The organism is Vibrio sp. Vb1755, from assembly GCF_033338635.1.
GTDB classification, from domain to species: domain Bacteria; phylum Pseudomonadota; class Gammaproteobacteria; order Enterobacterales; family Vibrionaceae; genus Vibrio; species Vibrio alginolyticus.
Genome location: NZ_JAWOTA010000001.1, coordinates 44,938 through 64,432 on the forward strand (window position 1 = coordinate 44,938; position 19,495 = coordinate 64,432).

Sequence of the window (19,495 nt, forward strand, 5' to 3'; positions counted from 1 at the left end):
ACAAACACGTTATGCGCTTTTGGCTGGAGCTGGGACAAACTTATAATTTAGGTCTTTACCTTCTCCAAACAAGGTAACGAGGTTCCTTCCAGTATGTTTAGAGCTATATAGCGCTTCGTCTGCTTCAGCAAGCGCCTCTTGAAGTGATTGCCCCTCAGATAACTGACTGATACCAAAGCTCATGGTCACTTCAGTTTTAAATGATTGCAAAGCGGTTTCAGTTTCGACCGCAAGGCGAATTTGCTCTGCGACAATTTTGGCTTGCTGTGCTTTTTCGAGCAAAACAATCATGAACTCGTCACCACCAAATCGCACAATGCAGGCGGACTCAGGAAGATGCTTTTTAAAAATAGTGGAGATCGTTGCCATGACGGAGTCGCCAACCGTGTGACCATAGTGATCATTAATCGCTTTGAACTTGTCGACATCAGTCATAATAATGCTGATTGCTTGGCTTTTTTTATGTGCTTTACTAACCAAGTTTGGAACGATTTCTTCCATGGCTCGACGATTATATAGCCCTGTGAGTGCATCTAAATGAGAGAGATCATTAATGGATTGCACCAAGCGTCCGTTAATTAACCACAGCATACTAAAGCTCAAAGCAACGATCAGGCAGATGCTAAATAAGAACGTCAGCTGATGGATAAGGCCTGCGACCATAAAGCTTGGTAACTCACCTGAAAAAGTACTCCAAAGCGCCCTAAATCCCATAAAAAAACTAAATCCAAAGAAAGAGTAAGCCATTGCTTTAACAGGGAGCTTTAAGTCCTTTTGGGTACCTTTAAGCATGGCGACACCACTAAAGAAGGTGACGATACAAATATACATGCTCAGATAAATAATGCGGCTTTTGATAGAAGGGTCATGGAAGGTGAAATAGTAAAATGAACCACTGAAAACAGGTGTTAACAAGGTAAGACAGTGAGCCAATTTTAAAGGGTATTGACGAAAAATGCTTACGCTATATAGCGTAAGCAAGAAGCCGACTAATATGAGAGTGTTGGCTATGACGATGGTCAGCCAGTCTGGCGCAGAGCCTCTAAAGCCAAGTAAAAAAGGGCCTAAACCAATAAACAGTAGTGATATCGAGAAGGTTTTTAAGCCTTTGACTCTACCCTGAGTGTATTGATAACAAAGCAGACTAATAGAGTAAATGCAAGAGAACAGAATAACGATAAAGTTCAGTGTTCTGATGTCTAGATACTGATTATCCATAGGCGACCCATATCAATCTTTCATTCAGGCAACTCCTTTGCCTGATATCAATAAGCGAGCTACATAGTAACGCACTTATTGAGCGATGTCTTATGTTAAACGGCTATTCATTCACCAGCTCGAATTGTTCGGTTTGGTTGGTTTTCGTCGTAAACAGCAGACCAACAATCATCATAAATACGCTAGGCACAATCCAGCTAGCAAAGTCATTGTACAGAGGCATGTAATTACCCATCCACTCATCAGTGGAACTTGGCATGTAACCTAGGATGTGCAGCGCATCAACACAACCAAACGTTAGAGCAGTGAATGCGGTTGCTACCACCATGATTTGCGACATCTTGTTGCGCACTGGTGCCATGATCATCAACGCAATCGCGACTGGGTGAAGCGCCACAACCGCTGGCAATGTGATAGCCAATAGTTGCTCTAGACCTACGTTGGCGATCAAACCAGCCAATACCATGGTCGTGATAACGCAGCCTTTGTAGTTCACTTTGCTGAAAGTGTTGTCGTAGAACTCACTGCCTGCGGTGGTTACGCCGATAGCAGTAGTCAAACACGCCAATACCATCACGGCACCTAGTAGTAGTGAACCAAACGCGCCGAAGTGGCTGAAGGTGAATGCCGTTAAAATGTCGCCACCATTGCTGAACTCAGAACCCAAGTATGAGCTTGTCGAGCCAATGTAAGCCAATGAGATGTAAACAAACGCCATGGCAACCGCGTACATCAAAGCTGCGATTAGCGTGTATTTTGCGGTGGCTTTCGGGCAATCCACACCCATGCTGCGAATCGCGCGGAAGATAATCCAACCAAAACCGATAGAACCTAATGCATCCATGGTCATGTAACCTTGGGTTAAGCCTTCAGCAAATGCACCAGATAGGTATGGTCCCGTTGCGGCAGTTAGCTCACCTGCAGGAGAAACCAAAGCCGTCACAGACATGATGATCAAGATTGCCATCAAGGCAGGCGTTAAGATCTTGCCTAGGTTGTCGACCAATTTACCCGGATATAGGGCAAATAGAATGGTGATAGCACAGAAGGCAATAGTGAAAGGCACCAAAGCTGCATCACCAAACATTGGCGCAAAGCTGAATTGATAAGCGACGGTAATCGCACGTGGGATTACGAACGCAGGGCCAATCACAATAAATACCATCACCCAAAAACTTGTCGCCAAAGGTTTAGGCAGGGCAGCGGTTAATTTGTCTGAACCGTTTACGATAGCCACCATCACCAGTGCCATCGCAGGCAGACCAACACCCGTTAAGAGGAAGCCAGACATCCCGCTCAGAAAGTTTTCACCTGCTTGGTAACCCAAAAATGGAGGGAAGATCAGGTTACCTGCGCCTAAGTACATGGCGAAAGTCATGAAGCCCAAAGCGGCGATATTGCGTGCGCTTAACATTGTTATTCCTCTTATGTTTCGCTTGGAAGAAACTGAAAGGAATGGGAGGAGTATGTGGTGTTCCCGTCAGCTTCTTCTCAAGCTGACAGAAAGTTTAGATATAGCCTGTCAGCTCTGAATCAGTTTCAGAGAGAGCAGGAGGATCGCAGCAGCAACGCCAGATGGGCGTTTTAAAGCGAATTGTAATTGCGCAGTTGCTGACATGGGTGATCCTTAAAGACGAAAAAATACCAAGGAATACGTTTGCCTTGGCGTGTTGTTACACTAACGAACATAGGGCCATTGGCACAACCCCGAAGTAGAAAATAAGTTGATACGGTCAATGTTTATTTCTGAACTGGTGGATCGAGCTGCTTTTTAAATTAAAAATTAGAATAAATGACTTTTCATTTTTGTAACATGGCTTTCTTTGCTGTATTTTTGTGCTATTTGTAGTCGTTTAGGCTATAAACCTCAGCTGATAAACTGAGCAGTTTAGAATGATGCGCTTTTTCTTCTTATTGTTAAGACGCTCATTAGTTGCAATTCAATCCAAAATTGCATCGGCAAAATATTGCTTATTAGTGAATCGTGCATTTATTTTGTCTTGATCACATTTTATTAACCTTTTGCGATCTAGGCGTGCAACCTTCTCCTCTTCAATGAGCAAGATCTTGCTCATTACTTTGCTATCAAATCAGCATGATTTTGCTCATTTTTGATGTCTTTCAGCTCTTAGTTCAATAAATACAAAGGGTTAAAAGTTGGCATTTCAATTGCTCTAGGGAATGTGTTGTTAATAAAGGTTTAACATGATGTAAATCCCCAATGGTGAAACGACTACACGGAGAGTAATAATGAAAATGAATAAGCTGGTAAAAGCTTTGGCTGTCGCTGTGACTTCTTTTGGTATTGCTGCTAACGCTGCGGCAGAAGATCGTAGCTATATTCTTGCAACGGCATCGACAGGTGGTACTTACTACCCTGTGGGCGTAGCGTTGGCGACGTTAAGCAAAGTGAAGTTGGCACCAAAGCACCACTTCTCCCTTTCTGCAATCAGCTCTGCGGGCTCTGGTGAAAACGTTAAACTGCTGAATGAAAACGAAGCACAGTTCGCGATTCTACAAGGTCTTTACGGTGCGTGGGCTTGGTCTGGTGAAGGTCCTTATGAGAAGAGCGGTCGCCAAGAACAACTGCGCTCAGTCTCTATGCTTTGGCAAAACGTTGAGCACTTTATTGTTCGCTCTGACCTAGCAAAAACGGGCACAGTGACTGATCTGAACAACCTAGATGGCAAGAAGTTCTCTATCGGTAAGAAGAACTCAGGTACTGAGAACTCTGGTCGCCAAATCATGAAAGGTCTGAAGGTCGACCCTGATAAATTCAATCTTGCTTACATGGGTTACGGCGGCAGTGCGAGCGCACTTCAAAACGGCACCATTGACGGCATGAACACGCCTGCGGGTGTACCTGTTGGTGCGGTCACTCAAGCTTTTGCTGCGTTGGGTAAAGACATTTCGATTCTTTCGTTTACTGACGAACAAATCAAAGAGGCGAACGGCAATTACAACCTATGGACGAAGTACGAGATCCCAGCGAACACGTACCCAGGGCTAGATAAGCCGATCACCACCATTGCACAGCCAAACTTCTTGGCAGTTCGTGAAGATATCTCGGAAGAAGACGTTTACCAGCTAACCAAAGCGATCTACGAGAACCTGCCTTTCCTACAAGGCATCCACAAAGCAACAAAAGCAATGGCGATTGAGAAAGCGATCGCTGGCTTGCCAGTGCCTCTTCACCCAGGTGCGGTGCGTTACTACAAAGAAATGGGCATCGAAATCCCATCAGACCTAATGGCGAAATAACGCCAACTTCGCCCCGAGTTTCGGCTCGGGGCATTTTATCCCTACCGATTTCTAAGATGGAAAAAGCCGCCAGAGCTTGGAGTATGAGATGAGCGACTCAATAGAAAAGGAATTGCAGAAGTTTGAGCTGCCCACGCGCACTGATTTTCCGTGGGTAACCACCACAATTACAGTGTTTGGCGTGGTGTTGTCTGCTTTGCACATTTGGTTTAATACCTTATCGACGTTACCAGAGTTATGGATTTCCGCGACCCACTTTGCTGGCTTTGCGGTGATTTGTGCGCTTTGGTATCCGGCTCATATCTCTCTCAAGCAGAGTAAGATTGCACTCGGTATCGATGTGTTAATTGCTATGGGCGCGGTCGCGTGTTTGCTCTACATTCCCTATGCCGAAGATGCGCTGTACGAACGCGGTGTGAAGTTCGTGACCAGCGATTGGGTCTTCGCCATCATGGCAATTCTGATTGTTATTGAGCTGATTCGACGCACCATGGGCTGGTTTATTCCAGTGCTGATTGTGGTGTGTCTCAGTTACGTTGTGCTCTGGGGTAAGTGGGCAACAGGTATTTTCCACTTTCCGGGTTTGAGCATGGAAACCTTGCTCTACCGCAGTTTCTATTCCTCTGAGGGCATGTTTGGCTCTATTTCGCGCATCAGTTGGACTTTCGTATTCATGTTCATTCTGTTTGGTGCGTTTCTCGTTCGCTCTGGTGTTGGTGATTACATCATCAATGTGGCACGTGCTGCGGCTGGCAAAATCATTGGTGGTCCGGGTTTTATCGCAGTGATTGGCTCCGGTTTGATGGGCTCAGTATCGGGCTCTAGTGTGGCAAATACGGTTTCCACCGGTGTTATCAGTATTCCTTTAATGCAAAAAGCAGGTTTCCCTTCGCGCTTTGCGGCGGGGGTTGAAGCAGCGGCATCGACAGGTGGTCAGTTGATGCCACCAGTGATGGGGGCGGGTGCTTTCATCATGGCGTCTTACACGCAAATTCCTTATGTTGATATCATTGCGGTTTCTTTCATTCCTGCTCTTATCTATTTCTTGTCTGTTGCGTTCTTTGTGCGTATTGAAGCCAAACGCAGCGGCGTTCAGAAGATCACGACCAGTGATGAGTCTCTATTAAAAGTGTTGATCAGCGGTTGGCACAACCTTATCCCGCTGGCGGTATTGGTTACTTTGTTGGTTCAAGGCTTTACGCCAACTTACGCTGCTGGTCTATCGATCATTTCAGTAGTGGTGGCGTCTTGGTTCTCGAAAGATCACAAGATGGGACCAAAAGCGATCATCGAAGCGCTATCGCAAGGTGCGAAAAACATGGCGACAACCGCCGTATTGCTGGTGGGTATCGGTTTGGTGATCAACGTGATCAGTACAACGGGCATCGGCAACACCTTCTCATTGATGATCGACGGTTGGGCGAATGGTGATTTGTTCATCATGATCGTTCTGATTGCGCTCGCTTCTCTTGTTTTAGGTATGGGTTTACCCGTGACAGCGGCGTATATTGTATTGGGCACACTGTCCGCCCCTGCGCTTTACAAGTTGATTGCGGAAAACCAATTGCTTGAATTGATGGTGTCGGGTCAATTGCCAGAACAAGCAAAAGCCATCTTCATGTTGGCGGCGCCAGAAAAGCTGGAACTGCTTAATGCTCCAATGGCGTTGGAAACCGCGAAAGAAATGGTGGCGCTAGTACCTGCGGACTTTATGGAAACTCTACTGGAGCAAAGCCTGGGTATGGAAGCGGTAGGCTTGGCATTGCTGGCTGCTCACCTCATCATTTTCTGGTTATCGCAAGACAGCAACGTTACGCCTCCAGTGTGTTTGACCGCATTTGCAGCAGCGACCATCGCTAAAACACCGCCAATGCGCACTGGTTTGATGGCATGGAAAATTGCCAAAGGCTTGTATCTTGTACCGCTGTTGATTGCTTACACAGGCTTAGTCAGTTGGGATGTGACGTCAGTGATTACCGTGGGCTTCTTTGCCATCATCGGTACCTATGCATTGATTGGTGCGATTGAAGGCTACTTGGAAGGTCCTCTAAACACTCTGACGCGTCTCTTGTTGGTAGTGGTGGGTACATTTCTGGTTTGGCACGACATCCCAATGTTGGTTCGTGTGGCAAGCTGCGCGGTATTTGTCGCGGTGTTCATTTACAGTGGTCGCAAGTTCAAATTGCAACAATCTCAACTATCGGTTTTATAAGAGGTCGTATGAAATCAGTCTATGACTACATCATTGTTGGTGGCGGTATCGTTGGTGTGTCGACAGCATGGCAACTGCAGCAACGCCACCCAGACAAGTCCATTTTATTGGTTGAGAAAGAGTCCGGTTTTGCTAGGCACCAAACCGGACACAATAGCGGCGTGATTCATGCTGGAGTGTACTACGCACCGGGCAGCCTAAAAGCCGATTTTTGTAAGCGTGGGGTAGAGCGAACCATTTCGTTCTGTGCTCAGCACGATATTCCGGTGGAGAACTGTGGCAAGTTACTGGTTGCGACCAATGAGCAAGAAGTCGAACGCATGAATGCCCTCTATGAGCGCTGCCATGTCAACGGCATCGACGTAAAGCTACTCGATGAAGTTCAACTCAAGCTGGCTGAGCCAAACATCACGGGATTGGGCGCGATTTATGTCAAAACCACCAGTATTGTCGATTATCGTTTGGTCACAGAGCAGATGGCGGAAGAGTTCAAAAAGCTCGGCGGTCAAATCAGTCTGAGAACCAAAGTGGTGGCTGCCGAAGAGAAAGACGAAGAAGTTCAATTGACCTGCATTTCAGACGAGCAAACCATGCAGCTCAATGCCAAATTCTTGGTCACTTGCAGCGGCTTGATGGCGGATCGCATGACTAAGATGATGTCTATTCCAACCGATTTCCAAATAATCCCTTATCGTGGTGAATACTACCGTTTAGATAGCAAACACGACCAAGTGGTGAATCATCTTATTTATCCAATTCCAGACCCTGATTTGCCATTCTTGGGCGTCCACCTGACCCGCATGATTGATGGCAGTGTGACCGTTGGTCCAAATGCGGTGCAAGGATGGAAGCGAGAAGGGTACGACAAGGTTAACTTCAGCTTGCAAGATACCATGCAAATGCTTAGTTTCTCCGGCTTTTGGAAGGTGACACAAAAGCATCTAAAAACCGGCCTGGATGAGTTTAAGAACTCGTGGTGGAAGCCGGGCTACCTCAAGTTGGTCAACAAATATTGCCCTAGCATCAAGGTCGACGATCTCAAACCATATCCTGCGGGTATTCGTGCGCAAGCAGTGTTATCCGATGGCACCTTGGTTCATGACTTTTTGTTTGCCGAGAGCGCAAGAAGCCTACACGTTTGCAACGCACCCTCACCCGCAGCGACATCTGCAATGCCGATTGGGGAATACATTTGCGATAAAGTGAATGAGAAGATAGAGGCGAAAACCGAGACGGTTTAACAGTAAAAAGCCAAACCAAAAGTACACCAGAGATGACTCTATTTGTTGAGTAATTAGTGTCGGGTGTGCCGGAAGTTTGGCTTTTACTTTGGTGATTGGATAATTTCCTTCTTATGATATTTGGATTTATTAGGAGAGGGATGGATGAAATTAGGTTTAGCCAATTACAACGTAGGTGTTGTTAAGCATGATCCTGCATGTCGACAGGATTTTGCACGCAGCCGATCTGAACTGGCGTTAGTGACGGAGATGATGTCAACTCAAATCGAGCATATTGGCAGTACTGCCATTTTGGATATGCCTGCCAAACCTATTATCGATATGGTACTAGGTATTGCGCACTTTCCTCATGTTTCTCTAAAACTTTCTTTGATGGAACAAGCTGAAATTACCATCGAAAAATATACGGATGCTAAGGCAAACTTCGTACGTAAAGTCATAGATGAGTTGAAGACAAAATGAAGAAACGGCTTGGATTCATTTTACTTTGTAGTGCATTTCATTCTTTTGCGTATCAACTGCATGAGCGCGACGAGAGCTATGTATTAATTGGTCATGAGCTCAGTGCTGGCTATATCGTTTATGTACCAGGCTCTATGGAAGCAGAAATTACCAATGTGTTTAAATTTGATTGTGAAGGCAGTCGTGTTGAAGCTGTGAAAATTGGTAGCGAGATTAATAACGCTGCGACATATGGCGAGCATCTCCAATACTATTTCTTTCTCGTGAGAGATCATCAGTTTCACGTTCCTCTAAGAATTATTGAATCTTTTAAAACGGTTGATAAAAAGTCAAAAGAGGTTCTATCAGAACATTTACCTTTCACAAAAAATGATGACCTTGGGTTAGCTTGTGATTTAGTTAGGCCTCAGGTTGAAAGCTATTACTTTTCCCAAGCTTTTGAAGCGATACCTAAACATACCAACAATAAAGGCGACTGAATCAGTCGACTTTATTGTGTCGGCTGTAGAGTCGTAGTGTCTATTGCTATTTAGGGCAGAGTTCGCCTTTCTTTGCGTGTCTTTCGATCATGTAATCGCCTCGGGCACTGTGTAATACAATTGCATTCCAGACTTGACCATCTTGCAACTCGAACTCAAACGCATAATGGGTGCCGCCGACCATTTTCGTTCTCACCTCATGAATTGCTTTCAATTTATCATCGGCATTCATTTGATAAAGCACCATGTTGAGTGAGCGTCTGGCGTCAGGAGTTGCCTCAGCAAGTTGCCAATGGCCCTGCTCGTCTGTTGCGGAGCAAATAGACCGAATTTTACTTTTCATGGCGGATGACATCTGCTTGTCTACGGCCAATGCATTTGGTGAAAACAGTGGAACCGTCAAAGGAATCAAAGTTACCAGAAACCGCTTTAAGGTCATAAAAACACTCCGTTGTTTTACTCTTGCTTGAGTATAGACCTCAATGGCTTCAGATGTGGTGCAGTCGACTCTGGGCCTACAATATCGCAGTTTGTATCAACGAACTGATGATAAACAAGGCGACAACGCTTGCCAGCCAAATGCCAATGAACCACAAAATGGGTTTTAGTTTCATCAGTGATATCCTTCTCCACGTTTCATCTTGCCGCGGAAAACCCAGTACGAATAAGCCGTGTAGGCTATGATCAGAGGAAGTAATACCACCGCACCGGCAAGTAAAAATGCCAAACTTTTGTCTGGCGCGGCGACGTCTTGATAAGTGAGTGCGAATGGGACCAAGTAAGGGAATGTACTGACACCGAAACCCATCGCGGACACAAGAAACAGGCCGATCGCAAGAATGTAGGCTCGGACGGCTTTGTGGTCGAGTAAGGCTTTGAATAGCTGCCAAATAAGTGCCGCTGCAATAATTGGTAAGATGAAAAACAGTAGTGAGTTTGGTAATGAGAACCAACGTTCAAATACGATATTTTGGCTCAATGGCAGCCACAAACTGGCGATGAATATACAGGCTACCATCGCTAGTCCCCATCGTCGCGCGACCACGTAATAGCGCCCCATCAGCTCTTCTGGAAGCTTGATTAATAACCAGCATGAACCGAGCAGAATATAAGCACAAACAAGCGCCAGGCCACAAAATACGCTAAATGGTGAAAGCCAATCAAACCATCCACCTGCGTATGCTCGTTCACTAACCTCTATACCTTGGAGCAGGGTTCCGAGCATAATGCCTTGCATCAATGCCGCGGTGAGTGAACCAATGAAAAAAGCGCTATCCCATAAAAACTTTCCGCGTTGTGTTCGGAAGCGATACTCAAAAGAAACCCCGCGCAGAATTAACCCGAGCAGCATTAAAATCAGGGGAGCATAGAGTGCTGGCATAATGACCGCGTAGGCGAGGGGGAACACGGCAAAAAGCCCACCTCCGCCAAGAACTAGCCAAGTTTCATTCCCATCCCAAACAGGAGCGATGCTGTTCATCATCATGTCGCGCTCTTCATCGTCATTAGCGCTGAGGAATAGGATACCAATACCGAGATCAAAGCCATCTAACACGACATAAATCAGAACGGCGAGCCCAATCAAAGCGTACCAAATTAATGCGTAATCCATGAGTTAGCTCCTAGGTTAGATGGTTAGAATGTGTGATGGCATCAGTTTTCGTGCCATCAGGAAGTCGGCTATCTAGACCTTCTTCATATCGAGTTGGAGACTTGCGCATCAAACGTAGGAGATAGAAGAAGCCAGCTCCAAAAACCACAAAGTAAACCACGATGAACGCCGTCAGGGAGACGCTCACCGCGGCGGCATCAATAGGCGATGCCGAATTGGCTGTGGTTAAAAGACCGTATACGGTGTAAGGCTGGCGACCGACTTCGGTAGTTATCCAGCCTGCTAAAACTGCAATGAACCCCGCTGGGGCAAACAGCACACAAATACGTTGAAGTGCCCTCGAATCAAAAAGTTGGCGACGTTTTCTTAGCCAAAGGCTCCACAAACCAATAACAAGCATGCCAAAACCAAGCGCGACCATGACTCGGAAAGACCAGAAAACGATAGAGACAGGAGGGTGTTCCTCCTCTGGAAAAGCATCTAATCCCTTCACTTCACCGTTGAGGTCATGAGTTAAGATCAAACTACCGAGTTTGGGGATTTCCAGTGCGTATTCCATACGTTTTTCTTCATCGTTAGGGATACCGAAGAGGATCAATGGCGCGCCTTGGTGAGACTCATAGTGCCCTTCCATCGCGGCGACTTTGGCGGGTTGATGTTCAAGGGTGTTTAATCCATGCATGTCTCCAGCAACGATTTGAATTGGTGTCACGATGGCAGCCATCCACATTGCCATCGAGAACATAATTCTGGCTAGAGGGTTATGGTTTGCTTTTAGCAAGTGATAAGCGGCAACGCCGGCTACAACAAAGGCGGTAGTAAGGTAAGCGGCGAGCAACATATGAACGAGCCGGTAAGGGAAGGAAGGGTTGAAGACAATCGCCCACCAGTCTTCTGGGACAAACTGTCCGGCTTCGTTGATACTATAGCCCGCTGGTGTTTGCATCCAACTATTAACCGAAAGTATCCAAAACGCAGACAAAAACGTCCCGAATGCAACAATACAAGTCGCGGCGAAGTGAAGCTTCTTACCCACCTTATCCATACCGAAAAGCATCACGCCTAAAAACCCCGCTTCGAGGAAAAACGCAGTAAAAACTTCATAACCCATTAGCGGGCCTAGGATTGGGCCTGTTTTGTCGGCAAACACGCTCCAGTTAGTACCGAATTGATAGCTCAACACGATGCCACTCACCACACCCATACCAAAACTGATGGCAAAGATTTTGAGCCAGTACTTATAGATTTGCATGTACTGTTTGTTGCCCGTTTTTAAGTACAAGCCCTCTAATACAGCGAGATAACTTGCCAAACCAATCGTAAAAGCTGGAAAAATAATGTGGAAAGAGACAGTAAAGGCAAATTGGAATCTAGCTAGGTCAATGGCGAGTGTGTCCATGAGCGGTCCCTTTTTCGTTGGATAAACTGTTCGCCGGATTTAAAGAGGAGACAGAAGAGTGGCGAACAAGGTGAAATACGAAGAAGGAAGACGAAGAGATTAAAAAACGATCGCTTTTTACACATGTGCGTACCATCTTTTAAATAAAGGAGGAGTGTTATGAGCCTTAAACATTACTTTGAGAAAGCGACACCTAAGTTTGGTCCAGGTGGGAAGTATCACAAGTTCTACCCACTTTTCGAAGCTGTCGAAACCATTTTTTACACGCCCGGTAAGGTAAACCAGGGCATGACTCACGTTCGAGATAGTATCGATTTAAAACGTATTATGATCATGGTGTGGTTGGCGGTCTTCCCTGCCATGTTCTGGGGTATGTACAACATAGGCCAGCAAGCGAGTGATGCCTTGTTGTATGGAATGGATCAAGCCTCAGCTCAGCAAGCGCTTGTTTCTTCATGGCAACTGAGTTGGGTATGGGGCTCGTTAGATGCGGTTTCACAAGCGGGGTGGGGAAGTAAAATGTGGCTTGGTGCTACTTACTTTCTTCCAGTTTATGCGACGGTGTTTATCGTTGGTGGTTTCTGGGAAGTTCTGTTTGCTATTGTGCGAAAGCATGAGGTAAATGAAGGCTTTTTTGTCAGCTCTATACTCTTTGCGCTGATCCTTCCTCCGACAATTCCACTATGGCAAGCGGCTTTAGGTATCACTTTCGGTATTGTTGTGGCGAAGGAGATTTTTGGTGGTACTGGACGAAACTTCCTAAATCCAGCTTTAGCAGGGCGCGCGTTCTTATACTTTGCCTATCCTGCCAACATGTCCGGTGGTGCCGTGTGGGTCGCGGCTGATGGTTACTCTGGCGCTACTCCACTCAGCCAATGGTATGAAGGAGGGCAAAGTGCTTTGATAAATAATATGACGGGAGAGCCAATTTCATGGGGAGATGCTTTTGTTGGTAATTTACCAGGCTCGATGGGTGAAGTCTCCACGTTGTTGATCGCACTAACAGGCTTGGTTCTCATCTTTATGAAGATTGCATCGTGGAGAATTGTTGCGGGCGTGTTGGTCGGTTTAATCGGAGCTTCATTACTATTGAATGCGATCGGTTCAGACTCTAACCCCATGTTCTCCATGCCGTTCTACTGGCACTTCGTGATTGGTGGGGTTGCGTTTGGTACCTTCTTCATGGCGACAGACCCTGTCTCGGCAGCTTTTACCAATAACGGGAAATGGGCATACGGACTATTAATCGGCGTGATGACGATTTTTATCCGAGTGCTGAACCCGGCTTATCCAGAAGGCATCATGTTAGCTATTCTATTTGCTAACTTATTCGCGCCACTTTTCGATTACCTAGTCAAAGAAAGTAATATCAAACGCAGAATGAAAAGGGCGAGACCTTCTTAAAATGAGGGTGACCTCACTGAAAATTGATTGAAAACTGCACTATATTGAAAAGGTCAGAGACATGGGGTTTCTGACTTTTTATTTTTATCAGGAGGACGAAGACGATGAGAATAAAGGATATTCTCGATAGCCGTTTGGTGCTGTCGTTCTGGTATAACCTAGACTACTGCTTGTCTCTTCTTAGTAAAATCTCTTCTCGTTGATTTCCTCAATGCAATCGCATTGAAAAGCATTCTATCTATTTGTTTTTTAGTCTTACGTGAAACTGCGTAGGGCAATGCGTATAAGGAAATTAACAATGAAACGTATTCCAGAACCTTTCCGTATCAAAATGGTTGAGCCAATCAAAATGACGACTTTGGCAGACCGTGAAGTCGCGTTAAAAGAAGCGGGCTATAATCCATTTCTTCTTCGTAGTGATGATGTTTATATCGATTTGCTGACTGACTCTGGCACTGGTGCCATGAGTGATAATCAGTGGGCTGGCATCATGATGGGGGATGAATCCTATGCGGGGAGTCGAAATTACTACAACCTGTGTGATGCAGTGGAGCACTTCTTCGGTTATAAGCTCACCGTGCCTGCACACCAAGGGCGTGGTGCCGAGCAAATTTTGTTCCCAGCTTTGATTGAGCGTATGCGTCAGGTGCGTGGTGGCGAAACGCCAGTATTTATCTCGAACTACCATTTTGATACCACAGCGGGTCACATTGAACTCAATGGCGGTAAAGCGATTAACGTGGTAACGGAAGAAGCATTCGACACCACTACGCCTTATGATTGGAAGGGCAATTTTGATATCGATAAGCTGGTGGCAACAATTGAAGCGCACGGTTCGCATAACATTTGTGCAATTATCACCACGATTACTTGTAATAGCTCCGGTGGTCAGCCTGTGTCGATGGAAAACATGCGCAGTGTGTACGAGATTGCAACCAAGTACGATATTCCAGTGGTGATTGACTCGGCTCGTTACTGTGAGAACGCCTACTTTATCAAGCAGCGTGAAGCGGGTTACGAGAATAAATCGATTCTGGAAATCATCCGTGAGATGTACCAGTACGGTGATATGCTCACCATGTCAGCTAAGAAAGACCCGATGGTAAACATTGGTGGCATGTGTTGTATTCGTGATCATAAGGAGTTGTTCCAGGCGGTGCAGACGCGCTGCGTACCCATGGAAGGATTTGTAACATACGGCGGCATGGCTGGGCGTGATATGGAAGCGCTCGCTCGCGGTTTGTATGAAGCCGCGGATGAGGATTTTCTTCACTATAGAATTAGCCAAGTTCAATACTTAGGTGAGCGCTTACGTGAAGGCGGTATTCCGATTCAATACCCAACGGGTGGTCATGCGGTGTTTGTGGATGCCGCTAAGATTTTGCCACATATTCCAGCGGATCAGTTTCCTGCGCAGGTATTGTGTAATGCTTTGTACTTGGAAGCGGGTATTCGAGCAGTAGAGATAGGATCGTTGCTGCTTGGTCGAGATCCGGAAACGGGTAAACAAAAAGTGTCAGAGCTTGAGTTGATGCGTTTGACCATTCCACGTCGTGTCTACACAAACGATCATATGGATTACATTGCGGATGCGATTATCGAACTGAAAAATCGTGCACATGAGTTAAAAGGGCTCACTTTCGAGTACGAGCCACCAGTGCTGCGCCACTTTACTGCTCGATTTAAAGAGATCGATTAACTCAAGTTTAAATCTAGATAAGCAAAAGGCCGCGAGTTTCGCGGCCTTTTTCGATTCGTTTATTTCTTAGCGTTACACTTACGCCAACTCTAATGTGATGCGAACGAACTGGTCGTCTTGATACTGCACTTCATAATTGAAGGTACCACTGGCGTAAATGCTGCCAAGAAAAAGTGAACGTTGACTCATTGGTCCGCGGAACAGCATCGAAATAGGAGCGATTAGGGCGTTATTATCATCGAAGTGCTGATTTAAGTTCTCAGAAAGCACACACAGCAAACAGCCGTGTTGGTCGTGAGATAAGTCGACGTCTTCCGGTCGAGATAATAACACGGTAGTCCCCAGTTTCTTCTCAATCTCGTTGATCAGCAGCAAGTAGCTATCTAGATCGGGTTGAGGGTTGCTGGGTTTGTCTGCACCGACGCAGCGCTCGAGTAATGCTTCCAGATTTCCGTTCTCACCTTTTGCCTGCTGAGTCAAAGATTTTAACGGCTTTTTAATCAGCTTATAGCGATTACTCTTCAGTTTTGGTTTCAGCCATTTCTGAAGTAAGTCATTACGTTCTTTAAGGGAGAGGCCATGCGAGGACGCGTGAATTTTAAAGTGCAGGTGTAATAAAGCGTGAACCGCAAGCTCACTCAGAAGTTGATTAGCATCTGTAGACTGTCTTGCCTGCTTAGAACTTTGCATTACACTCGAACAAAATTAGGGAAGAAGGATAATGGTGCCGAGAGAGGGACTCGAACCCTCACACCAAAGGCACTAGCACCTCATGCTAGCGTGTCTACCAATTTCACCATCTCGGCATCATGATGCTCTGAATACTCAGAGGCCTCGAAAGAAGCAACGCGAATTGTATAACCAAAATCCACCTGTTGGCGAGAGCAAAATGACGAATTTTGGCTCTTTCGAGTTTGATTGCATATTTATTGGTCACTTTTATGTTTTTTACCATCAACGCCTATCCTTATGCCCTTACTTTTATTAATAGTATGACGACAAAAGAGTACTTTTGCCTAAATTTTGAACGCTTGAACGTTTGCGTAAATAAATGTGATGAATATCTCTTTTTGTTGGCTATACTTGCGTCCCGTTTAAGCGGGAATTAGGGTTTAGTTGTTCAGGACCCTTACCCATACAAGCCGTCACATGGAGCAGGCCAAGCAACATGCTCGCCAGCAGTGAATGACCCCACGGACCGGACCAGCTACGTTCAATTGCTTGTATAAGGTAAAAATAAGATGTCGAACTATTCGTTCTGTCTACATTCTGGATCTAAAAGTGAGTTATCACTCGCTGCGTTGTCCCTTTCTTCTGCCAATTCCTTTGGCTCTTTTTTCTTTTTCAACGTTTAGTAGGTCCAGCTCATGAGTGTTCTATTTAGTCTATTTGGTATTGTTGCACTGCTAGGTTGTGCTTTCCTACTTTCTGAGGGTCGTTCTTCCATTAATTGGAAAACTGTATCTCGCGCCTTGATGCTACAAATGGGGTTTGCTGCTTTGGTGCTCTATTTCCCGTTGGGTCAAGCAGCGCTGGCGAGTTTAAGTAATGGTGTCGCGGGGCTACTCAGCTTTGCTGATGAAGGGATTAAATTCCTCTTTGGTGACCTCGCTTCTTCTGGCTTTATCTTCGCTATCCGTGTCCTTCCTATCATCATCTTCTTCAGTGCTCTTATCTCCGCCCTTTACTATTTGGGCATTATGCAAAAAGTGATTCAATTTATTGGCGGCGCTATCCAGAAGTTCTTAGGTACGAGTAAAGCAGAGTCTTTGGTTGCAACAGGGAACATTTTCTTATCTCAAGGCGAGTCACCACTTCTTATTCGTCCATTTCTTTCTAACATGACTCGCTCAGAACTGTTTGCCGTGATGGCTGGTGGTATGGCTTCAGTGGCGGGCAGTGTGCTTGGTGGTTATGCTGGTTTGGGTGTCGACCTCAAATACTTGATCGCGGCAAGCTTTATGGCAGCGCCAGGTAGTTTGATGATGGCAAAAATTATCGTTCCTGAGCGTCAAACGCCAAGCGATTACAACAATATTGAGCTAGATAAATCAGAAGAAAGCAACGTAATTGATGCGCTAGCAAGCGGTGCTATGGGCGGTATGAAAGTTGCTGTTGCTGTTGGTACCATGCTTATCGCTTTCGTGAGTGTTATCGCGATGGTGAACACGGGGCTAGAAAACTTGGGTGAGATACTTGGTTTCTCTGGCGTAACGCTACAAGCGATTTTTGGTTATTTGTTTGCACCTCTCGCATGGTTGATTGGTGTGCCAAGCCACGAAATCCTAGCTGCGGGTTCATACATTGGTCAGAAAGTGGTGATGAATGAGTTTGTTGCGTTTATCGATTTTGTGCAGCACAAAGCGACACTGTCTGAGCATACTCAAATTATTATCACTTTTGCGTTGTGTGGTTTTGCGAACATTGGCTCAATTGCGATTCAGTTGGGTTCTATCGGCGTGATGGCACCTGAGCGCCGCAAAGATGTTGCAAGTCTAGGCCTAAAAGCGGTTGCTGCTGGTACACTCGCTAACCTGATGAGTGCGTGCTTAGCGGGCATTTTTATCTCTCTCTAATTTAGATTGAAGATACACACTAAAAACCCGCCTAAATGGCGGGTTTTGTTATTTCTAAGGCTTGGGCATTAAGCCGTAAGGTATCGATTTAAAAGCCTCTGGGTGCTCTTGATAAGTTGGCGCTTTATGTACCCCTTTCCAATCGAGCAGCATGATGGCTAGCACGTTACGGTGTTCGCCGTACTTGAGATCAAAGTTACCGTCGACCGACGGAATCATCCCTTTTTCTGCGTTGATTGCGTGACGAATGGCTTGGCGGGTTTTCTTTACGACCGGATCATGGTCCAAGCCTGCTAACAAAAACGAAATGCCGACTTCCGCAATCACGTCTTCTTTGGCGCGCAGTAGGATAGTGTCGATATTGTTGCGAAAGTAATCATAAATCCACTGGTGTTTCTTCTCGCTTACTCGCTCCTGATAATACTGTGAATCGGCAAAGATGATGTGCGTCATCCCATAGAGTTTGTTCCAATACTGCTGAGCTGAAAGCATCTTATCTTTATCGTCGGGGTAGGTGTCACGGAAGGTTTGAGTGAATTCCTCGACCACATCTTGCTCTCCTAACTGACGAAGCCAGTAGACTTGGTTTGCAAGCTGAGCTGCCCATGCTTCTATCATCTCTTTGTCCGTAACGTAACGCGAGAAATCGTAGCGCCTAATAATTTTTCTCAGCGTTTTGTCTTGTTTATGCTTTAGGCCGTATTCGTTTGCTCTTGCCATTGCGCCAAGCAAATCCACACCAAGATAAAGGTACTCAGGATGGTGTTTAGTCACGGTATAGCGTCGCTGCCCTCGTTCGGTTTCTTTCTCTTGATACGTGGTCAGCCTTTGAGATGAATAGAGAATGATGTCTTCTGGTTCAACAACTTCATTAGCAAATTGGTTTAACCGGCTGGCTACTTGTGCCATGTCGGTCCAAATGGCAGCGTGATATTTCTCATCTAATGTTTGGCGGTACATGCGTAAGCCAAAATGGCCCTCTTTAAACGCCGGGAAAGTGAACAGTTCTTGTTCGTAGGTACTACGAATCAACTGCGCTGATTGAGTATTATCGAGAAGCGGTACGTCTTCCTGTGATGCCTGAGCAGCAAAGGTAAGTGAGTAAAAGAGTAAGACCGCTAAGCTAAGAGGTTTAATACGCATAAATCCATTCCCTATGAAGTCCTGAACCTAAACCTACCATCAATATTAATTGAGAATGTAAAAGCTGAGTCAATAGTTGAAAATTTGCCTAAAAGTCAGGTTGATACGTTCATCTTTGGTTTTCGCGGTTTTTGGTACGCAGTGCTTCCAGTGATGCTGGAGCTCGCCAGCCATAATCAGTAAGGAGCCGTGAGAAAGCTCATATTCAATCTCAGTTTTACAATGTAAATTTCTAAGCAAAAATCGACGTGTTTCACCTAAGTTCAAAGATGCGATAACAGGGTTTCTACCTAACTCTGGTTCATTATCTTGGTGCCAGCCCATTGAGTCTTGCCCGTGTCGATATAAGTTAGCGAGAACAGAATTAAAAGTGACATCAGCAACTGATTCACAACGCACTTTGAGCTGAGTTAACTCAGGAGTCCAAGGGTGAGGCTGCATGGTTAAGCCTGAGTAAGTATATGCTGCATCACCGTGCCACGCTTGTAAGCGAGGTTGAAGTACTGACTTGCCGAACATAGTAATGTGTTCTTGGTGCCATGGCAGTGTCTTTCGAAGTTGGTCAAAGTAATTATCCGCCTCAAGATGGCTAAGAAAATGAGGATCATAATAAAGTTTTCCTCTTTCTACTTCTTGCCATAGATCGCCGCCAAATAAATCGCCTTGTTGATGCATCATCTCACACCTAAAACATAAAAGTTGTCAATCACTGTTACCTTTCTGATTATGATTGGTTATTCTTGTGATAATAAGAATTTTAACAATAAATAAAAAATCTCGTAGTTGTAT

16 protein-coding genes and 1 tRNA gene are annotated in these 19,495 nt (G+C 45.6%); 8 read left to right on the top strand and 9 right to left on the bottom strand.

The window, feature by feature from the left end; genetic code table 11:
- Positions 1-9: 9 nt before the first annotated feature.
- Both R7E00_RS00210 and brnQ read right to left on the bottom strand, forming a co-directional pair.
- On the bottom strand, positions 10-1,218 hold the full coding sequence (locus tag R7E00_RS00210) for a GGDEF domain-containing protein (protein WP_005374203.1): 1,209 nt from the start codon (positions 1,216-1,218) through the stop codon (positions 10-12).
- 103 nt (positions 1,219-1,321) lie between these two features.
- On the bottom strand, positions 1,322-2,632 hold the full coding sequence (gene brnQ, locus R7E00_RS00215) for a branched-chain amino acid transport system II carrier protein (protein WP_005374201.1): 1,311 nt from the start codon (positions 2,630-2,632) through the stop codon (positions 1,322-1,324).
- An 836-nt stretch (positions 2,633-3,468) separates the two neighbouring features.
- On the opposite strand from brnQ, the gene R7E00_RS00220 reads away from it, so the two are divergent.
- The 5 genes from R7E00_RS00220 (at position 3,469) to R7E00_RS00240 (ending at position 8,873) form a co-directional block, all read left to right on the top strand.
- Complete coding sequence (locus R7E00_RS00220; protein WP_017635521.1) at positions 3,469-4,479, top strand: TAXI family TRAP transporter solute-binding subunit; 1,011 nt, start codon at positions 3,469-3,471, stop codon at positions 4,477-4,479.
- 88 nt (positions 4,480-4,567) lie between these two features.
- A complete protein-coding gene (locus tag R7E00_RS00225) occupies positions 4,568-6,691 on the top strand; it encodes a TRAP transporter permease (RefSeq protein ID WP_262606179.1) in 2,124 nt (707 codons plus the stop codon).
- 8 nt (positions 6,692-6,699) lie between these two features.
- Positions 6,700-7,932: an L-2-hydroxyglutarate oxidase gene (gene lhgO / locus R7E00_RS00230; RefSeq protein ID WP_262606178.1), complete on the top strand. Its 1,233-nt coding sequence runs from the start codon at positions 6,700-6,702 to the stop codon at positions 7,930-7,932.
- A gap of 144 nt (positions 7,933-8,076) precedes the next feature.
- On the top strand, positions 8,077-8,394 hold the full coding sequence (locus R7E00_RS00235) for a GrpB family protein (protein ID WP_033906247.1): 318 nt from the start codon (positions 8,077-8,079) through the stop codon (positions 8,392-8,394).
- Positions 8,391-8,873, top strand: coding sequence for a hypothetical protein (locus R7E00_RS00240; protein ID WP_033906248.1), 483 nt, complete (start codon positions 8,391-8,393; stop codon positions 8,871-8,873). Before R7E00_RS00235 ends, R7E00_RS00240 begins: the two co-directional genes overlap by 4 nt.
- Before the next feature lie 46 nt (positions 8,874-8,919).
- On the opposite strand, the gene R7E00_RS00245 is transcribed toward R7E00_RS00240, so the two are convergent.
- The 3 genes from R7E00_RS00245 to R7E00_RS00255 all read right to left on the bottom strand — a co-directional run bounded on the left by R7E00_RS00245 (position 8,920) and on the right by R7E00_RS00255 (position 11,884).
- Positions 8,920-9,312 carry a hypothetical protein gene (locus tag R7E00_RS00245; protein ID WP_042523401.1) on the bottom strand — a complete coding sequence of 131 codons (393 nt, stop codon included), beginning with the start codon at positions 9,310-9,312 and terminating at the stop codon, positions 8,920-8,922.
- Between the two features lie 174 nt (positions 9,313-9,486).
- Positions 9,487-10,485: a cytochrome d ubiquinol oxidase subunit II gene (gene cydB / locus R7E00_RS00250; protein WP_042523399.1), complete on the bottom strand. Its 999-nt coding sequence runs from the start codon at positions 10,483-10,485 to the stop codon at positions 9,487-9,489.
- Between the two features lie 10 nt (positions 10,486-10,495).
- Positions 10,496-11,884 carry a cytochrome ubiquinol oxidase subunit I gene (locus R7E00_RS00255; protein ID WP_213972274.1) on the bottom strand — a complete coding sequence of 463 codons (1,389 nt, stop codon included), beginning with the start codon at positions 11,882-11,884 and terminating at the stop codon, positions 10,496-10,498.
- Between the two features lie 159 nt (positions 11,885-12,043).
- On the opposite strand from R7E00_RS00255, the gene R7E00_RS00260 reads away from it, so the two are divergent.
- Positions 12,044-13,288, top strand: coding sequence for an NADH:ubiquinone reductase (Na(+)-transporting) subunit B (locus tag R7E00_RS00260; RefSeq protein WP_047102825.1), 1,245 nt, complete (start codon positions 12,044-12,046; stop codon positions 13,286-13,288).
- 298 nt (positions 13,289-13,586) lie between these two features.
- The gene (locus R7E00_RS00265) at positions 13,587-14,987 is read left to right on the top strand and encodes a tryptophanase (protein ID WP_053307136.1); all 1,401 of its coding nucleotides are present in this window, start codon (positions 13,587-13,589) and stop codon (positions 14,985-14,987) included.
- 78 nt (positions 14,988-15,065) lie between these two features.
- On the opposite strand, the gene R7E00_RS00270 is transcribed toward R7E00_RS00265, so the two are convergent.
- Positions 15,066-15,677, bottom strand: coding sequence for a DUF2913 family protein (locus R7E00_RS00270; RefSeq protein ID WP_005374167.1), 612 nt, complete (start codon positions 15,675-15,677; stop codon positions 15,066-15,068).
- 32 nt (positions 15,678-15,709) lie between these two features.
- A tRNA-Leu gene (locus R7E00_RS00275) sits at positions 15,710-15,793 on the bottom strand.
- Positions 15,794-16,354: 561 nt separating this feature from the next.
- On the opposite strand from R7E00_RS00275, the gene R7E00_RS00280 reads away from it, so the two are divergent.
- On the top strand, positions 16,355-17,563 hold the full coding sequence (locus R7E00_RS00280; RefSeq protein ID WP_017635515.1) for a NupC/NupG family nucleoside CNT transporter: 1,209 nt from the start codon (positions 16,355-16,357) through the stop codon (positions 17,561-17,563).
- Positions 17,564-17,617: 54 nt separating this feature from the next.
- On the opposite strand, the gene R7E00_RS00285 is transcribed toward R7E00_RS00280, so the two are convergent.
- A complete protein-coding gene (locus tag R7E00_RS00285) occupies positions 17,618-18,706 on the bottom strand; it encodes a DUF3541 domain-containing protein (RefSeq protein WP_170890229.1) in 1,089 nt (362 codons plus the stop codon).
- A gap of 69 nt (positions 18,707-18,775) precedes the next feature.
- Complete coding sequence (locus R7E00_RS00290) at positions 18,776-19,381, bottom strand: alpha-ketoglutarate-dependent dioxygenase AlkB family protein (RefSeq protein WP_005374161.1); 606 nt, start codon at positions 19,379-19,381, stop codon at positions 18,776-18,778.
- Positions 19,382-19,495 lie beyond the last annotated feature (114 nt).

Excerpts from the sequence above, each read along its gene's own strand:
- lhgO (WP_262606178.1), top strand. The coding sequence starts at position 6,700 with ATGAAATCAGTCTATGACTACATCATTGTTGGTGGCGGTATCGTTGGT.
- R7E00_RS00225 (WP_262606179.1), top strand. The coding sequence starts at position 4,568 with ATGAGCGACTCAATAGAAAAGGAATTGCAGAAGTTTGAGCTGCCCACG.
- R7E00_RS00235 (WP_033906247.1), top strand. The coding sequence starts at position 8,077 with ATGAAATTAGGTTTAGCCAATTACAACGTAGGTGTTGTTAAGCATGAT.
- R7E00_RS00265 (WP_053307136.1), top strand. The coding sequence starts at position 13,587 with ATGAAACGTATTCCAGAACCTTTCCGTATCAAAATGGTTGAGCCAATC.
- R7E00_RS00245 (WP_042523401.1), bottom strand. The coding sequence starts at position 9,312 with ATGACCTTAAAGCGGTTTCTGGTAACTTTGATTCCTTTGACGGTTCCA.
- R7E00_RS00210 (WP_005374203.1), bottom strand. The coding sequence starts at position 1,218 with ATGGATAATCAGTATCTAGACATCAGAACACTGAACTTTATCGTTATT.
- R7E00_RS00255 (WP_213972274.1), bottom strand. The coding sequence starts at position 11,884 with ATGGACACACTCGCCATTGACCTAGCTAGATTCCAATTTGCCTTTACT.
- R7E00_RS00270 (WP_005374167.1), bottom strand. The coding sequence starts at position 15,677 with ATGCAAAGTTCTAAGCAGGCAAGACAGTCTACAGATGCTAATCAACTT.
- brnQ (WP_005374201.1), bottom strand. The coding sequence starts at position 2,632 with ATGTTAAGCGCACGCAATATCGCCGCTTTGGGCTTCATGACTTTCGCC.
- R7E00_RS00260 (WP_047102825.1), top strand. The coding sequence starts at position 12,044 with ATGAGCCTTAAACATTACTTTGAGAAAGCGACACCTAAGTTTGGTCCA.
- R7E00_RS00290 (WP_005374161.1), bottom strand. The coding sequence starts at position 19,381 with ATGCATCAACAAGGCGATTTATTTGGCGGCGATCTATGGCAAGAAGTA.
- R7E00_RS00280 (WP_017635515.1), top strand. The coding sequence starts at position 16,355 with ATGAGTGTTCTATTTAGTCTATTTGGTATTGTTGCACTGCTAGGTTGT.
- R7E00_RS00240 (WP_033906248.1), top strand. The coding sequence starts at position 8,391 with ATGAAGAAACGGCTTGGATTCATTTTACTTTGTAGTGCATTTCATTCT.
- R7E00_RS00285 (WP_170890229.1), bottom strand. The coding sequence starts at position 18,706 with ATGCGTATTAAACCTCTTAGCTTAGCGGTCTTACTCTTTTACTCACTT.
- R7E00_RS00220 (WP_017635521.1), top strand. The coding sequence starts at position 3,469 with ATGAAAATGAATAAGCTGGTAAAAGCTTTGGCTGTCGCTGTGACTTCT.
- cydB (WP_042523399.1), bottom strand. The coding sequence starts at position 10,485 with ATGGATTACGCATTAATTTGGTACGCTTTGATTGGGCTCGCCGTTCTG.